The organism is Mesobacillus subterraneus, from assembly GCF_003937825.1.
Taxonomy (GTDB): domain Bacteria; phylum Bacillota; class Bacilli; order Bacillales; family Cytobacillaceae; genus Mesobacillus; species Mesobacillus subterraneus.
Map to the genome: position 1 here is coordinate 67,387 of NZ_RSFW01000001.1, position 15,997 is coordinate 83,383.

Annotated in this window: 16 protein-coding genes; 5 read left to right on the plus strand and 11 right to left on the minus strand. The window is 45.4% G+C overall.

Going from position 1 to position 15,997, the window contains the following annotated elements; translation table 11 throughout:
* Window positions 1-142 precede the first annotated feature (142 nt).
* From plsY to EJA10_RS00330, 3 genes are all read left to right on the plus strand, one after another.
* Window positions 143-766: a glycerol-3-phosphate 1-O-acyltransferase PlsY gene (gene plsY, locus EJA10_RS00320; protein ID WP_125478022.1), complete on the plus strand. Its 624-nt coding sequence runs from the start codon at window positions 143-145 to the stop codon at window positions 764-766.
* 193 nt (window positions 767-959) lie between these two features.
* Window positions 960-2,435 (plus strand): sodium/proline symporter PutP, encoded by a 1,476-nt coding sequence (gene putP, locus EJA10_RS00325; protein ID WP_125478023.1) that lies wholly within the window; start codon window positions 960-962, stop codon window positions 2,433-2,435.
* 290 nt (window positions 2,436-2,725) lie between these two features.
* Complete coding sequence (locus tag EJA10_RS00330) at window positions 2,726-3,469, plus strand: hypothetical protein (protein ID WP_125478024.1); 744 nt, start codon at window positions 2,726-2,728, stop codon at window positions 3,467-3,469.
* A 139-nt stretch (window positions 3,470-3,608) separates the two neighbouring features.
* Here the strand turns inward: EJA10_RS00330 and EJA10_RS00335 are convergent, their stop codons facing one another.
* From EJA10_RS00335 to gatC, 7 genes are all read right to left on the minus strand, one after another.
* Window positions 3,609-3,956, minus strand: a complete 348-nt coding sequence (locus EJA10_RS00335) for a hypothetical protein (RefSeq protein ID WP_125478025.1) — start codon at window positions 3,954-3,956, stop codon at window positions 3,609-3,611.
* Between the two features lie 95 nt (window positions 3,957-4,051).
* On the minus strand, window positions 4,052-4,711 hold the full coding sequence (locus tag EJA10_RS00340) for a hypothetical protein (protein ID WP_125478026.1): 660 nt from the start codon (window positions 4,709-4,711) through the stop codon (window positions 4,052-4,054).
* Window positions 4,712-4,730: 19 nt separating this feature from the next.
* Entirely contained in the window at window positions 4,731-5,069 is a 339-nt protein-coding gene (locus EJA10_RS00345; RefSeq protein WP_125478027.1) for a hypothetical protein, read from the minus strand.
* Between the two features lie 149 nt (window positions 5,070-5,218).
* Entirely contained in the window at window positions 5,219-5,914 is a 696-nt protein-coding gene (locus EJA10_RS00350; RefSeq protein WP_125478028.1) for a hypothetical protein, read from the minus strand.
* 161 nt (window positions 5,915-6,075) lie between these two features.
* Entirely contained in the window at window positions 6,076-7,503 is a 1,428-nt protein-coding gene (gene gatB / locus EJA10_RS00355) for an Asp-tRNA(Asn)/Glu-tRNA(Gln) amidotransferase subunit GatB (protein ID WP_125478029.1), read from the minus strand.
* Window positions 7,504-7,516: 13 nt separating this feature from the next.
* The gene (gene gatA, locus EJA10_RS00360) at window positions 7,517-8,974 is read right to left on the minus strand and encodes an Asp-tRNA(Asn)/Glu-tRNA(Gln) amidotransferase subunit GatA (protein ID WP_125478030.1); all 1,458 of its coding nucleotides are present in this window, start codon (window positions 8,972-8,974) and stop codon (window positions 7,517-7,519) included.
* An 11-nt stretch (window positions 8,975-8,985) separates the two neighbouring features.
* The gene (gatC, locus tag EJA10_RS00365; protein WP_125478031.1) at window positions 8,986-9,276 is read right to left on the minus strand and encodes an Asp-tRNA(Asn)/Glu-tRNA(Gln) amidotransferase subunit GatC; all 291 of its coding nucleotides are present in this window, start codon (window positions 9,274-9,276) and stop codon (window positions 8,986-8,988) included.
* A 190-nt stretch (window positions 9,277-9,466) separates the two neighbouring features.
* On the opposite strand from gatC, the gene EJA10_RS00370 reads away from it, so the two are divergent.
* Entirely contained in the window at window positions 9,467-9,766 is a 300-nt protein-coding gene (locus EJA10_RS00370; protein WP_125478032.1) for a hypothetical protein, read from the plus strand.
* 12 nt (window positions 9,767-9,778) lie between these two features.
* Entirely contained in the window at window positions 9,779-10,171 is a 393-nt protein-coding gene (locus EJA10_RS00375; RefSeq protein WP_125478033.1) for a hypothetical protein, read from the plus strand.
* 44 nt (window positions 10,172-10,215) lie between these two features.
* Here the strand turns inward: EJA10_RS00375 and EJA10_RS00380 are convergent, their stop codons facing one another.
* The 4 genes from EJA10_RS00380 to pruA form a co-directional block, all read right to left on the minus strand.
* Entirely contained in the window at window positions 10,216-10,656 is a 441-nt protein-coding gene (locus EJA10_RS00380; protein ID WP_425462057.1) for a YueI family protein, read from the minus strand.
* 349 nt (window positions 10,657-11,005) lie between these two features.
* Window positions 11,006-12,286, minus strand: a complete 1,281-nt coding sequence (gene aceA, locus EJA10_RS00385) for an isocitrate lyase (RefSeq protein ID WP_125478034.1) — start codon at window positions 12,284-12,286, stop codon at window positions 11,006-11,008.
* Window positions 12,287-12,331: 45 nt separating this feature from the next.
* Window positions 12,332-13,927, minus strand: a complete 1,596-nt coding sequence (aceB, locus tag EJA10_RS00390) for a malate synthase A (RefSeq protein ID WP_125478035.1) — start codon at window positions 13,925-13,927, stop codon at window positions 12,332-12,334.
* A gap of 324 nt (window positions 13,928-14,251) precedes the next feature.
* Entirely contained in the window at window positions 14,252-15,799 is a 1,548-nt protein-coding gene (gene pruA / locus EJA10_RS00395; RefSeq protein WP_125478036.1) for an L-glutamate gamma-semialdehyde dehydrogenase, read from the minus strand.
* Between the last annotated feature and the right edge of the window lie 198 nt (window positions 15,800-15,997).

A 15,997-nucleotide genomic window follows, 5' to 3' on the forward strand; every position in this document is an offset into this window, starting at 1 on the left:
ATACATAAAGAGTGGTTACATATATTGGCAATACCACGGATGGTACTTTTAACAGGAGTCTTCGTGCCCTCCACTACAAGCAACAGGTGTTAAATTCACTACGAGCTATTACAGAGTCCAAATAATAAAAGGGTGACAAACTATGACCTGGATAATTCTTTTGGCCGCCTATCTGGTTGGGTCAATCCCTACGGCTTTATTGATCGGCAAATATTTTTTCCATGTGGATATCAGGGACCATGGCAGCAAAAATCCTGGTGCGACAAATACGTTGCGCGTCATGGGCAAGCGGGCAGCCATCATCGTGCTGCTTGTGGATGTCGCGAAAGGGATGCTCGCCGCATCTCTGCCACTGATTTTCAACCTTCCAGTTGAACCGCTCTATGCCGGTTTGATTGCAGTCCTCGGCCACTGTTTCCCGATTTTTGCAGGCTTTCGCGGGGGCAAGGCGATCGCCACGACAGCTGGAGCACTGCTCATAGTGGATATCGGGATGTTCCTGGCGGTTTACGTGACTTTTTTTGCTGTCATATTCGTGACCAAATATGTGTTCATGGGTTCGATTTCGGTTGGAATCGCCATGCTTGTTTATTCATTCCTTTCTCCGGAACTATATGAGCCATATATCTTTACTGCTTTCATTTTATTTTTAGTATTCCTTCATCGTTCAAACCTGCGGAACTTTTTTAGCGGGACAGAACCTAAAATCAATGATAAAAAAGTGAAAGGCGACCGGATTCCGCCAAAAGGGACGTTCAAAGCTTAACCTCAGCCATGGTATTTCCAACCATGGTTTTTCTTTATCTCTATTGATATATTAAAAAAGCAAAATACTATTATTTGAATAGTAGTTTGAGTAAAAAAAGAGATTGTTAATCATGATTATGAGATGATAGAATATTATATGAATTAGCAATATTTTTTTAATACTTTTTCGCAATAACAAAGGGGGAAAGATCATGTCCAACGAAATGTATCAAATCATTGCCATTGGAATTTACATGGCCGCGATGCTTTATATCGGCTGGTATTCCTACAAAAAGACAAGCAACCTGACGGATTATATGCTTGGCGGCAGATCGCTTGGTCCGGCAGTCACTGCCCTTAGCGCTGGCGCTGCTGACATGAGCGGCTGGCTATTGATGGGTCTTCCTGGGGGAATTTATGTAAGCGGTTTAGCGAATGCATGGATTGCCATCGGGCTGACTGTCGGCGCTTATCTGAACTGGCTTTATGTAGCACCTCGACTTCGCTCATACACTCATGTGGCGAATGACTCCATCACAATCCCAAGCTTCCTGGAGAACCGTTTCAAAGACGACACTAAGCTTTTAAGGATTGTATCCGGAATTGTTATTCTGCTCTTTTTTACCTTCTATGTATCTTCCGGAATGGTCGCAGGAGCTGTATTTTTCGAAAACTCATTCGGCCTTGATTACCATACGGGCTTATTGTTAGTCTCCGCAGTCGTCGTGGCTTACACATTATTCGGCGGCTTCCTGGCAGTAAGCTACACAGATTTCATTCAGGGAACGATGATGCTTTTCGCCCTGCTGCTTGTTCCGATCATCGGCTTCGCAAAAACAGGAGGACCAGCAGAAACATTCGATACGATTCGCTCGATCGACCCTGCCTTGCTTGATTTATTCAAAGGGACGACTTTGCTTGGCATCATTTCAACTGCCGCATGGGGACTCGGCTACTTCGGCCAGCCTCATATCATCACCCGCTTCATGGCAATCACCTCAATAAAAGAAACAAAGAGTGCGAGAAGAATCGGCATGGGCTGGATGATTTTCTCCTTGATTGGAGCCATGCTGACAGCGTTGATCGGTCTTGCTTATTTCACACAGAATCCGGATGTTAAGCTGGATAACCCTGAGGCAGTCTTTATCGTACTCGGGCAAATCTTCTTCCATCCATTATTCGCCGGATTCATGCTTGCCGCGGTCCTCGCTGCCATCATGAGCACGATTTCATCTCAGCTGATCGTAACATCCAGTGCATTGACAGAGGACTTATACAAAATCTTATTTAAAAAGGAAAAATCCGATAAGCAATATGTATTTTTCGGACGTATGGCTGTACTAGTTGTCGCAATCATCGCTGCTGCCCTTGCCTGGGTACAGAACGACACAATCCTCGGCCTGGTTGCATACGCATGGGCAGGCTTCGGTGCAGCGTTCGGACCAATCATCATCCTGAGCCTGTACTGGAAGAAGATGACCAACTGGGGCGCAATCCTTGGTATGATTGCCGGTGCCGCGACCGTTGTTATCTGGAGTGAAATCGGATTGAGCAGCGTCATGTATGAAATCGTTCCTGGCTTCCTTATCAACCTGGTCATTTCAGTGGTTGTGAGCCTTGCCACTTACAAACCTAACCCTGAGATTGAAAAAGAATTCGATCTTAGCGTGAAAAATTTAAATTCATAACACCCATACGATGCCACAGAGATTTGTTCTGTGGCATTTCTTTTTATTAGGCTGTTTTCGCATTGATTGTTACTTTTCGTATGGAACCTTTCATCCATATTTCATCTGGATTCGGGGCTCTTTTCTTGCTGCTCCTTCATTAACGGTGCAGAAAAATTCGTAAAATTCCAGAAGCCAAATTTTACTTTTGGTCAGATAGCAACAAAGATTACGAAAAAAGCCTTTTATTAACAGGATTTTACATAATCATTATAGAATTCTAGAATTATCAAGTACCAAGAGGGAAAACAATGAAAAAAAGACTGCTACTCTATGGTTCTGCGGCAATCCTGCTATTAACCGTGCTGATTGCAATGGACCGCTATAAATTGTATAAGGAAGAGAAGCCGCCATTACCAATTGTGACGATTGAAGGAGAAGAAATCCCCGTTGTTATGGGGACATACCACTGGCGTGGAACGAGGAAGACTGCTGAAGAACCTATAAAACTGCTGGCCGGGTTGAATGCAACGAAAGCCCGTGAAAGACAGCGGTTAAAGGTGATTTTTCCTGCCGACAGAAATCCGTCGGCTATCACCATTACCCAGGTCAATTCCGTACCGGGTGGAGAGAAACTGGCAGCTGAGGGGGACACCATCCTTGTTCCAAAAAGCCAAACACTCCAAAACCTTCACTTCCAAATTACAGCGGGGTGGGATAAAGAATACAAATCCTTCAGCACTTATTATGTCAAGTTGATGGTTGAGGATCTGCCACACTTTTATGATTTTCTTTCAAAGGATCCTGAGAAACTTTCCGTCCTGGCGATTGTTCCACGTGGAGAGTCAGAAAAGTATGACATTCCGGAAGAAATAAAGGCCCAGCTTGATTCCTTCCACATGTCTGATGACCTTGAAGGATTGAAGAAGAAATATCCTGAGCTCACGTCTGACACCATTCCTGTTTATATGATTTTTGATACAGGAGAGCTTCAGTCTACCTATTTAGACAAAGAAGGATTGATTCTCCGCTTAACGGATGATGGGCGAGATTAGAGAGAATGGTTAGTTGAATTATTCTGCTGATTAACATAATTCTTATTATAAACTCCATTGGGTACAGCCAAACGCACAGATATAAAATCTGTGCGTTCGTTTTTCCTTATAGCGGAATGCAGCTCCTTACTTGAATCCCTTATTCCCCTTCATAACTATCTTCAATAACTGTGTTTTCACAACAAAATTCAGGATTGTATTTTACCTCGACAAAGATCTCGTCTGTTTCATTGCCTTTTTTCAGATTGGCTTTCATCACACTATTTGTTTTCCCTTTTTTTAAAACCCTTTGATAGGATACTAAAACATCACTGTACCGCTTAGCATAGACATAGATATATTTGTTATCTATGTCCATGCTATGTATCTTCGTATCATCGTTCAACTTTGCGTTCTCTAACCATTTATCAACCTTTTCTTTATTTTCAGGTGCTATCTTGTTCTCCTTGTAATCGAAGAGAAAAGGTTCTTCTTGTTCTCTTTTCACTGCCTGGCACCCGCCAACAAATAAAACAGTAAGAAACAGGAACAATAATTTTTTAATAGGAATTCCCCAATTTCTAATACAGTTACTCCTTTAACTCAATCAACTGTAAGCGATCCAACCCACTGGCTCGATTTCGAGCTGACTTCAAACGTCCGGTCATCCTTCCATGCTGGCTTCCCCAGGAACCTGGCATACACAATTTCATTCGGAACCTCTTCCACGAGAATTCCTTCTTTAATCAGCATCCCATCTTTATCATAAATCTTTGCTTTTAACTGAAATAAGCTTACAGTATGCAATCCATATACAATGGCAGTATGATTTTTATCAGGGCTTTTCTTGGGGGTGCCTTTCAACAGAAACTCAGCCTGATAGTTATGTTCTTTGATTTTCTCCAGTGCCTTGACGACAGGTGCGTAATCCCAATTCCGCTCCCGGAACACCGGTACGATGAACTCTTCAAAAATCCTTACATACTCAGCATACTTCTCTTCCACACTCTCAAGCTTCAAAAACTCGGTCGGATTATAGGGGACCTTCACCGTAAGCCCATTTTCAATCGTGTATGGATCAATTTCAATTTCTTTTACTTTATCCAGGCAATATACGCTCAATGACCGGACATCCTCGGTTTGGATTCCCTTTAGATATTTCCTCAATAATAGCTGGAAAATTCGCGTCTGGTGGTTGAAGCCGACCTCATTCTTCTTCGGCCTGTTGGTCATATCAGAAAAGAGGATTTCATTCAGTTCCATTTACTATCCCTCTGCTTTTCTACCATTCTCTCCACTCCTCGGTAATGTCCCCGTCGGCCTTCAGTCCGGCTTCCCGTGCTTTTTCATCTATGAACTCCCACAGCTCTTCCCGTTCCATCGTTTCAATGAAATCATCGTATTCCTCATTCAATCTATTAAACTCAAGCACAATCTCTTCAACCTTTTCCATGATTTCTTCATTTGTCGGGTTGCCCAAAGACTTCAGCCCGGCAACGAATAGCTGCAGTGCTTTTTCCGAGGCAACAAGAGCCTCTTCAGTGAACAGATCGTCTCCTTCTTCCATTCGTTCTCTCCATAGAGTGGTTGGCAGGGTTTCATTCGCATTTTGGTTCAACATGGTTTCAACCTCCTTTTTCTTAATTGCAGTGTACTCCTTCAACCCATGTGTATAATGCTTCTCGATACTGATACTCTTTCATCCTCTTCTCTTATTCTTACATTGCCAACTTTAAAGAATTTAACCAATTCCCCACCTTCTACTCCCACTTAAATTTCTTCTACCATCCATATCGCTTTATTTTCCCGATATATTCCTACTGTCCGATCAGAAACCCACTTCAGATCGCCAAGATATTGAACGAAAATTAATTCATGAGGCCTTTCCTGCAATACTTTTTTGGTTTTCACGATATTGCCTGATTTTTTCTCTTTGATGGTTAAAGATGCCGTGAAATGGTCGATATCGTGTACACAAAACACTTCAGCTGCTAGCTTTCTGTCTGGTGAGGCTTTTCTTTTCCATACATATTCATTTACATAGTTTCGCGCTTCGATTTCGGCCTTTATCCTATTAAAAGTCTCTTTTCCCCACGCGTATTCATGGGCTGCAAGCAAGACTCCCTCATGGATTTTCTCAAGGATCAGCTTTTTCTTCTCATCGCCGGATAGCAAAAAATACGAATCAATGTCCAACTGCACCCATACCTCGGTAAAGCCGTCACTGGTTGTAAGGATTTTATCTTCTGGATGTTCCACGCAATTGATGATGAGCTTTTTCGTCCCTTCTGTGGGGAACCGTCCGAGCAATTCAGTATATAAACTTGCAATGCATCGTACCTGGTCACGAAACAGGATCCTTTTCGTCTTCCAATTCTCTTCATAATGAGTTCGGGTCGCCTCAACTTCCGAAAAAGAATGCTTGTCCAACAAACCATCGTCTTTCTTGACATAAGGCAAATCCAAATCTATGTCCCTCAGTAAAATAGAAGCCACCGTCCTTTAATGTTCTTAACCATATAATACCACCTGGTCCCTCTATAAAAGAGGATAATTTTCGCGATTATTTTCTCTTTCCCGGGAAATATCGACAAAAAAGCTGGCGATTGGTTCGCCAGCTTTAGGTACTATCTTTTATTCAGTTCTTCGACAAGCAGTTTGTTCACTAATGGCGGGTTCGCCTGCCCTTTTGTTGCCTTCATGATCTGGCCGACAAGGAAGCCTTTTGCCTTATCTTTGCCGCCTTTGAAATCCTCGACAGATTGCGGGTTGGCGTCGATAGTTTCAGTAATGATCTTAAGCAATTCGCCTTCATCGGAGATTTGGACGAGCCCTTTCTCCTTGACGATTGTCTCTGGATCGCCGCCGTTTTCGACCATTTCTTTAAAGACTTGTTTCGCGATCTTCGAGGAAATCGTCCCGTTCTCGATCAGCTTGATCATGCCGGCTAGTCCTTCCGGAGTCAGTGCTGTTTCATGGAGCTCTTTTGATTCAGCTTTCAGGTAGGCAGAGAATTCGCCCATCAGCCAGTTGGACGCCTGCTTCGCATCCGCTCCTGCTGTCACAGCTCCTTCAAAGAAATCAGCCATTTCCTTTGATACAGTCAACACCTCAGCATCATATGCTGGCAATCCCATATCCTCTACATATCGCTTTTTGCGCTGATCTGGAAGCTCTGGGATTTCAGCACGCACTCTTGCTTTCCAGTCTTCATCGATATAAAGATCTGGCAGATCCGGTTCCGGGAAGTAACGGTAGTCATCAGAGCCTTCTTTTACACGCATCAGGATCGTCGTGTTTGTGGCTTCATCAAAGCGCCGTGTTTCCTGCTGGATTTCACGGCCAGCAAGGATTTCCTGCTCCTGGCGCTTTTCTTCATGTTCAAGCCCTTTGCGGACAAAGTTGAATGAGTTCAGGTTCTTCAGCTCTGTCTTCGTGCCAAATTCCTTTTGTCCGACCGGCCTGATTGAAATGTTCGCGTCACAGCGAAGAGACCCTTCTTCCATTTTACAATCCGATACGCCAGTGTACTGAATGATTGACTTCAATTTCTCCAGATAAGCATAAGCCTCATCCGGCGTGCTTATATCGGGTTCCGATACGATCTCCACAAGCGGTGTTCCCTGGCGGTTGTAATCCACCAGTGAATACCCATTTCCGTGGGTCAGCTTTCCGGCATCCTCTTCCATATGGATGCGCGTGATGCCGATCTTCTTTTTATAGCCGTTGACCTCGATTTCAATCCAGCCATTCTCGCCAATCGGCTTATCGAACTGGGAAATCTGGTAGGCTTTCGGATTGTCGGGGTAAAAATAGTTTTTGCGGTCGAACTTTGTATGCTCTGCCACTTCACAGTTCAAAGCCATAGCGGCTTTCATCGCGTACTCAACCGCTTTTTTATTCACGACTGGCAGTACCCCTGGGTAACCAAGGTCGATCACGCTAGTATTTGTATTCGGCTCCGCACCAAAATGGTTCGGGCTCGCCGAAAAGATTTTCGATTCTGTTTTTAGTTCAACATGGACCTCAAGGCCAATTACCGTTTCAAACTTCATCGTTTTCACCCCTTTACAGTTCAGGTTGTTGTTTATGGAATTCTGTTGCCTGTTCGAACGCGTGGGCAACCTTGTATACAGTGCTTTCATCGAAATGGCGTCCGATGATTTGCAGCCCAAGCGGCAAACCTTTATCAAGGCCGCATGGAACGGAGATAGCCGGCACACCTGCCAGGTTGACTGGTATCGTCAGGATATCGTTCGCATACATCGTCATCGGATCCCTGGTGTTCTCGCCAATTTTGAACGCCGGCGTTGGGGCAGTCGGCCCAACGATGACATCATATTGTTCAAATACGTTTTCAAAGTCCTGCTTGATCAGCGTGCGGACCTTCTGCGCTTTTTTATAATAAGCATCATAATAGCCGGAGCTAAGCGCAAATGTACCAAGCATGATACGGCGTTTTACTTCCTCACCGAAACCTTCCTCACGAGTCATTTTGTACATATTGAGCAGGTTCTCAGCGTTCGGTGAACGATAGCCGTAACGGACGCCGTCAAAACGGGCCAGGTTCGCGGAAGCTTCAGATGATGACAGCAAGTAATATGTGGCCAAAGCATACTTCGAGTGCGGCAGAGAAACCTCTTCCCAAGTCGCTCCTAGACGTTCGAGGATCACAAGTGCGTCCATTACCGATTTGCGCACTTCTTCATTAACACCCTCGCCAAGATACTCCTTCGGCACAGCAATTCGCAATCCTTTAATATCACCAGTCAAGGAAGCAGTATAATCAGGAATATCCACGTTTGCGGAAGTCGAATCCATTTTATCGTGACCTGCGATCGCTTTTAACAGGAATGCATTGTCTTCTACATTGCGTGTGATTGGCCCGATTTGGTCCAGAGAAGACGCGAACGCAATCAAACCAAAGCGTGAAACAAGCCCATAAGTTGGCTTCATGCCGACCACTCCGCAGAATGATGCTGGCTGGCGGATCGATCCGCCTGTATCTGAACCAAGCGAGAACAATACTTCACCCGCAGCTACCGACGCAGCCGAACCGCCCGAAGAACCACCAGGCACACGGTCAAGATTCCACGGGTTGAATGTGTTTTTAAAACCAGAATTCTCATTGGATGAGCCCATTGCGAACTCGTCCATGTTCAGCTTGCCGATGGTCACGGTCTCAGCCTGCTTCAGCTTTTGGACCACTGTTGCATCATAGATCGGGTCAAAGTTTTCAAGAATCTTGCTCGCTGCTGTCGTGCGCAGGCCCTTTGTGACGATATTATCCTTAATGCCGATCGGCAGTCCGTATAACTTGCTTGCTGGCTTGTTCTGGATGACTTTTTCGTCCAAAGCCTTTGCCGCTGCCCTTGCATTTTCTTCATCTAATGTTAAAAACGCCTGGACCTTGCCTTCAACCTCGCCAATCCGTTTGAAGGATTCGTCGACCAGGTCGGATACGCTCAAATCCCTTTTATGTAAAAGCTCATGAAGCTCCGAAATCTTGTGATCAAATAAACTCATCGCCGGTCCTCCTACTCCATAATCCCTGGCACTTTGATTTGTCCATCCTGGTGCTCAGGCGCATTCTTCAAAACTTCTTCGCGTGGCAGTCCCTCTTGGGCACGGTCCTCACGCATGACATTCTTTATCTCAAGCACATGTGCAGTTGGTTCGACATTGTCTGTATTCAATTCATTCAACTGCTCCGCGTATGTAATAATTTTATCCAGCTGTTCCGTCAGCATTTGCGCTTCGTTTTCCGTAATCGCCAATCTCGCCAGGTGCGCTGCATGCTTCACCTGTTCTTCAGAAATCCTTGACATAAAAGCACCTCCATCAAAAATCGTCAGACAATAATAATAATGATCATAGCAAAGTTTTCCACGTTAAAGCAATACAAGCCTTGCCATTTGTACCATTTTAACATGAGCAGGTGAAGATCGCAGAAAATAATCCATACAGCTGCTTTTTTGTAATGGTAAAATATAGATATCACTAATCTGGAGGTCGGACATGAGAGTAGTTCTGGAACTGTTGCGAATCATAGTGGTATTTGCCATCCTGGGGAGCCTCTTAGGATCAATCCTCGGAAAAGCGTACTTGCTGTTGGATGTAAACACAGAACCATTCGAATGGATGGGATTCATCGCAATCATGCTGCTCTTGTTTGTATTTTACCGGAACAAGCTGCAATTCAGCGGCTGGTATAAAGGGGAAGGACGGGAGAAACTCTCACCTAAGGTAACGTGCTCGTTCATTGCGATATCGGCCATTTTGGTCGTTATGGCGCCAGTATTTAGCTACCCATTGTAATGGAGGATTTAGATGAAAAAAATTCTTTTGTCAGTGATCTTGCTATTGACCGCCTGCAGCGATCCCTCTCCGCTAAAATCGGATACCGAGGTCAAAATCAATCAGCTGTTCGGTACAAAGTTTGGCCTTGTCGACCAGATCTATATTAAAGCAGGAGATAAGACATTGACCGTTATGAACCCGGTTGAACTGCTAGCTTTTCTCGAGGATGCCGAGCAAGTAAAAGCTGAGGAGAAGCCAGGTGATATCAAAATCATTTTAAAGACCTCCGAAGGGATGAAGGAATATAGCAAAGAACAGACTTCAGAAGAGCTGAGTTTTGACACCGAGCAGGATGTGCTGTGCAATGAAAATCTTTGTTATAAACTGGGGGAAAGTTTTTCCGAGATGATTGAATCGTTCTGAACGAATTAAAAGCAGTGCATTCCTAATGGAAGCACTGCTTCTCCTTATTTTCCAAACCATTTCGAAAAAAGTCCTTTTTTCTGTTTAGCCATGACAGGATTAATAATAGGGTTAGGTTTGTTGGAAAGATAGATATCCTCTTTATCAATCGCATAATCATGCGCTAAGACAAGTCCAAGCTCCGAATCATAATCTTTATTTGTGACAATCGTAAACTCAATTCCTCTTTTTTCAGCCGCTTTGATGTACTCGGATAAGTAAGGATACGAAATATTGCCATTCAGATAAAGGTGAGCCTCCGGGTTCTCATCCATCATCTGCTCAACTTGAGGTTCCACTCCCTTTTTCATCACCTGCCCCTGGGTTAAGGCAATGACAACGCGCTCCCTTAAGGTCGTCAGGAATCTCCTTCTCTCATCAGGCTTTGTCTGCTTAGCCCCATGGATCCCCTGCTGTAAATACTCATCCATTTTGCTGTTGCTCAACCGATCCACCCCCAACTTATTGCAGCGTTCGTTCAGTGGTTACTTTTATAATACCCTTACAATTCTTTAGGAGCTAAAATTCCGCATAGCGCTCGATGACGGACAGTAATCCTGTTTTTAGATGTTCATGTCCCTCCTGGTCTATACAGAATCAATCTTCCAATAATACTATGTATGTTCCCGCCCAATGGACTGTGCTAGTTTAAGGTTAACCTATTTTCAGCAAAAAAAAACCTTCTCTGCAGACTGAAGAGAAGGACACAAATAGGAGAATGCAAGGTGAAAAAATCAAAAACCATTATGGTAAATCCCCGCCGTCACCGAACGGATCAGGCGGAGAGAAAACCCGTTAGGAAGCTGTGAATTGCGCTTCTTCGGTAGAACCTTTCAGTGCAGTAGTGGACGAAGTGCCTCCGGAGATGACCATTGAGACTTCATCGAAGTAGCCTGTTCCAACTTCGCGCTGGTGTCTTGTTGCTGTATAGCCGTACTGCTCGCTATCAAACTCTGCCTGCTGCAGCTCGGAGTAAGCAGCCATGCCGCGCTCCTTGTAGCCGCGTGCCAGCTCGAACATGCTGTGGTTCAAGGCATGGAATCCAGCAAGTGTGACGAATTGGAACTTGTAGCCCATCTTGCCAAGCTCGACCTGGAACTTCGCGATCGTTTCGTCATCCAGCTTCTTTTTCCAGTTGAACGATGGTGAGCAGTTGTACGCCAATAGCTTGCCAGGATACTTCTCATGGATGGCTTCTGCAAAGCGGCGGGCTTCCTCCAGATCCGGCTCGGAAGTTTCGCACCAAACGAGGTCTGCATAAGGAGCATACGCCAAACCTCGGGCAATCGCCTGGTCAAGGCCTGGGTTTGTGCGGAAGAATCCTTCCGGTGTCCTTTCACCTGTAATGAATGGCGCATCATATGGGTCCACATCGCTTGTAATCAAATCCGCCGCGTTCGCGTCCGTACGGGCAACGATCAGTGTTGGCGTCCCCATGACATCAGCTGCAAGACGAGCTGCAATCAGGTTGCGAACTGCTGTCTGTGTAGGAAGGAGTACCTTTCCTCCAAGGTGTCCGCATTTCTTTTCAGAAGATAGCTGGTCCTCGAAGTGAACGCCTGCTGCACCTGCCTCGATCATGCCTTTCATCAATTCGAAAACGTTCAGCTGTCCGCCAAATCCAGCCTCAGCGTCTGCTACGATTGGCGCGAACCAGTCAATCGAGTTGTCTCCCTCCGCATGAGTGATCTGATCAGCTCTCTGCAGTGCCTGGTTGATCCGCTTTACCACGGCCGGAACACTGTTTGCAGGATACAAACTCTGGTCAGGATACATGTTTCCGGAAAGGTTAGCGTCAGCCGCCACTTGCCAGCCGCTCAAGTAAATCGCCTTCAGCCCTGCTTTTACCTGCTGGACAGCCTGGTTGCCGGTAAGCGCACCAAGTGCATTGACGAAATCCTCTTCGTTCACAAGCTTCCAAAGCTTTTCTGCGCCTCTGCGTGCAAGTGTATGTTCAATGTCAACCGAACCGCGAAGCTTGATAACGTCCTCCGCACTGTACGTTCTTTCCACTCCAGCCCATCTGCTATCCAATTCCCAGCTTTCCTGCAATTGCTTTACACGATCTTGAGTCATTTTTCCGTTCCTCCTAATGTATGGTTTTATGAAACTAGTAATCTATTAAGCTAACGCCCTGTATCCAGGCAATGTTAAAAACTCTACAAACTCATCATTTAGTATCAGGTTATCGAACAGCTCTGACGCCTGTTCAAAGCGGCCATTTGCAAACACAGCGTCGCCGACTTCCTGCTTGATTTTCTCAAGCTCCTCTTCCTTCAGTTGCTGGTACATCTCGACATTCACCTTGCGGCCGTCATCGAGGACTCCTTTAGGATGGCGAATCCACTGCCATAATTGGGCTCGGGAGATTTCAGCGGTTGCTGCATCTTCCATCAGGTTATGGATTGGCGCTGCGCCGCGGCCATTCAGCCAGGAAGCCACATATTGGATGCCGACATTGATGTTCATGCGGACGCCCGCTTCTGTTATCGTCCCCTCTGGTACAGCGAGCAGGTCAGCTGCTTTTACCTCAATGTCAATCTGCTTGCCGGAGTTGATTTGGTTTGATTCGGGCATTTCCTTATTGAACGCCTCCAGGGCTACAGGTACCAAGCCTGGATGCGCTACCCACGTGCCATCATGTCCATCGCGTGCTTCACGCTCCTTATCAGCGCGGACCTTTGCGAATGCTTCATCGTTGGCCACCGGATCATTTTTGATCGGAATCTGCGCAGCCATTCCTCCCATTGCCGGTGCCTTGCGGCGGTGGCAAGTCTGGATCGTCAGCAGGGAGTATGACCTCATGAACGGTACCGTCATCGTCACCTGTGAACGATCTGGTAAAATTACATTTTCTTGCGAACGGAGCTTTTTCAGATAGCTGAAAATATAATCCCAGCGGCCGCAGTTCAGGCCTGCAGAATGACCTTTCAGTTCATATAGAATTTCATTCATTTCAAACGAAGCGAGAATCGTTTCAATCAAAACAGTTGCTTTAATCGTTCCCTGTGGAATGCCGAGTTCATCCTGTGCATAGATGAACACATCATTCCATAGGCGCGCTTCCAGGTGACTCTCCATCTTCGGAAGGTAGAAATATGGGCCTGTTCCCTGCTCCACCAGCTTTTTCGCATTATGGTAAAAGTACATCGCGAAATCGAATAAGCCGCCTGAAATGGGGTTGCCATCGAGCAAAATATGTTTTTCTTCTAGATGCCAGCCTCGAGGGCGAACCATTAAAACAGCTGTTTCTTCGTTCAATTGATACTTTTTCCCTTTAGGATTTTCAAAGGAAATCGTACGATTGACACCATCTCTCAGGTTGATTTGCCCCTCAACGATTGCTTCCCATGTAGGTGAAGTTGAATCCTCACAGTCGGCCATGAAAATCTTCGCCCCGGAATTGAGCGCGTTGATGATCATCTTCCTGTCAGTCGGACCAGTGATCTCAACCCTGCGATCCCTCAGGTCCTCCGGCAGCGGTGCAATTGTCCATTCACTTTCGCGGATGTGTTTCGTTTCCGGCAAGAAATCAGGAAGCTTCCCCCCATCGATTTCCTTCTGGCGCTTTTCACGGGCCGCCAGCAATTCCACCCGGCGCTGGCCAAATCGCCTTTCAAGCTGTTCCACAAAACTTAAAGCCTCTGGTGTCAAAATTTCTTCGTATCCGTTTTTCATGCTGCCTATAATTTCAATTCCTGTAGTTTGTGTCGACATTGACTGTCTTCACCCCTTTGTTATAGTACAGTATCAATAACTCTAATATGTATTATATAACAGAGTTTTTAGATTGCAACCAATTTGATAAATTTTTCTGAAAAATTTTTAAGATTGAGGAATTCGTCCTATAAAAATATCTGCAGAAAAAGAGTCTTGAAGATTGATAAATCAGGCTTTCGAGGGAGGCAGCAACATGTGAGTTTTGCAAGTAAGATTATTACGGAGGTCCTGCTTGAAAAAAGCTTCCCGACATGAATAGCCCAGGAATAACGCCACAAAAAAATCCCCCTCTCAAAACGAGAAGGGGATCCCAAGTCTGTATTAGTACATTTCAGAAGTAGTTTTTGCTTGCATGTGAAGAAGCAGATAGTCTGGTCCGCCAGCTTTTGAATCTGTTCCTGACATGTTGAAGCCGCCGAATGGCTGGTATCCTACGATTGCGCCTGTGCAGCCACGGTTGAAGTAAAGGTTTCCGACATGGAAATCTTCACGAGCTTTCTGGATGTTTTCACGGTTGCGCGTGATCACAGCTCCAGTCAGGCCGTATTCTGTGTTGTTTGCAATTTCAAGCGCGTGGTCGAAATCCTTCGCTTTTGCGAATGCAACAACTGGTCCAAAGATTTCTTCCTGCATGATGCGAGCTTGTGGATCAACATCAGCAAAGATTGTTGGCTTGATGAAGAAGCCTTTTGAGCTGTCTCCTTCGCCGCCAGTCATCAAACGGCCTTCCTCTTTACCAATTTCGATGTAGCTCATGATCTTGTCAAACGCACCCTTGTCGTTTACAGGACCCATGAATGTGCTTTGATCTGTAGGATCATCAAGCTTCAATTCGTTTGTCAATTCAACGACGCGGTTAAGAACCTGATCGTATACATCTTCAACGATGACTGCACGTGAACATGCAGAGCACTTTTGTCCTGAGAATCCGAATGCAGAAGCTGTGATCGCTTGTGCAGCTAATTCAAGGTCAGCGTCTTTGTCGACAACCATTGTGTCTTTTCCGCCCATTTCAGCGATGACGCGCTTCAGCCAGATTTGGCCTTCGTTCAGCTTTGATGCGCGCTCGTAAATGCGCAGACCTACGTCACGTGAACCTGTGAAGCTGATGAAACGAGTATCTTTGTGGTCAACAAGGTAGTCGCCCACTTCCGCACCGCTTCCTGGTACGAAGTTAAGGACGCCTGCAGGAAGACCTGCTTCTTCCATTACTTCAACGAACTTCGCAGCAACGACTGGAGTCGTGGAAGCTGGCTTCAATAGAACAGTATTGCCCGTTACGATTGCAGCTACTGTTGTACCAGCCATGATCGCCAATGGGAAGTTCCATGGAGAAATGATGACGCCCACTCCAAGAGGAATGTAGTCATAACGGTTATATTCATTTGGACGGCTGTTTACTGGCATACCGTCTTTGATTTTCAGCATTTGGCGAGCATAGTACTCAAGGAAGTCGATTGCTTCAGCTGTATCAGCATCTGCCTCATTCCATGGCTTACCAGCTTCTTTTGTCAAAAGCGCTGAGAACTCATGCTTGCGGCGGCGAATGATTGCAGCAGCCTTGAATAATACATCTGCACGTGTTTCAGGCTTCACTTTCTTCCAAGTCTTGAACGCTTCAACAGCCGCCTGCATCGCTTTTTCAGCTAGCTCGCGGTTTGCTTTCGATACGCGTCCAATAACCTCTTCTTTATTGGATGGGTTGTAAGATACAATCTTATCTTCAGTTGAGATCCTCTCTCCGCCGATCACCAAGTCGTAATCCTGGCCAAGATAGCCTTCTACAGTCTTCAATCCTGTCAGGTATCCTTCACGGTGTTCCTCATCTTTAAAATTCGTGAAAGGCTCGTGTTTGTATGGCTGAACCATTCCTATCCCCTCCTATGTATTAAAACGTTTACATCCTTACCCATTCTATCATGAGAGTCTCTAAGTGTTCAATGCCCACGTACTAGCAAGTATTGGATTGCGAATTTTCATATATTTTATTATGGCAATATTGTATTTGGGGCTTATTATCGCGTTGGTCGATATAATTCCAAATGTGGTCGATATATTTAAAAATGT

Excerpts from the sequence above, each read along its gene's own strand:
- EJA10_RS00375 (WP_125478033.1), top strand. The coding sequence starts at position 9,779 with ATGAAAAAAATTCTTTTGTCAGTGATCTTGCTATTGACCGCCTGCAGC.
- EJA10_RS00340 (WP_125478026.1), bottom strand. The coding sequence starts at position 4,711 with ATGGAACTGAATGAAATCCTCTTTTCTGATATGACCAACAGGCCGAAG.
- EJA10_RS00370 (WP_125478032.1), top strand. The coding sequence starts at position 9,467 with ATGAGAGTAGTTCTGGAACTGTTGCGAATCATAGTGGTATTTGCCATC.
- aceA (WP_125478034.1), bottom strand. The coding sequence starts at position 12,286 with ATGACTCAAGATCGTGTAAAGCAATTGCAGGAAAGCTGGGAATTGGAT.
- EJA10_RS00345 (WP_125478027.1), bottom strand. The coding sequence starts at position 5,069 with ATGTTGAACCAAAATGCGAATGAAACCCTGCCAACCACTCTATGGAGA.
- gatA (WP_125478030.1), bottom strand. The coding sequence starts at position 8,974 with ATGAGTTTATTTGATCACAAGATTTCGGAGCTTCATGAGCTTTTACAT.
- gatB (WP_125478029.1), bottom strand. The coding sequence starts at position 7,503 with ATGAAGTTTGAAACGGTAATTGGCCTTGAGGTCCATGTTGAACTAAAA.
- aceB (WP_125478035.1), bottom strand. The coding sequence starts at position 13,927 with ATGTCGACACAAACTACAGGAATTGAAATTATAGGCAGCATGAAAAAC.
- plsY (WP_125478022.1), top strand. The coding sequence starts at position 143 with ATGACCTGGATAATTCTTTTGGCCGCCTATCTGGTTGGGTCAATCCCT.
- pruA (WP_125478036.1), bottom strand. The coding sequence starts at position 15,799 with ATGGTTCAGCCATACAAACACGAGCCTTTCACGAATTTTAAAGATGAG.
- EJA10_RS00330 (WP_125478024.1), top strand. The coding sequence starts at position 2,726 with ATGAAAAAAAGACTGCTACTCTATGGTTCTGCGGCAATCCTGCTATTA.
- gatC (WP_125478031.1), bottom strand. The coding sequence starts at position 9,276 with ATGTCAAGGATTTCTGAAGAACAGGTGAAGCATGCAGCGCACCTGGCG.
- putP (WP_125478023.1), top strand. The coding sequence starts at position 960 with ATGTCCAACGAAATGTATCAAATCATTGCCATTGGAATTTACATGGCC.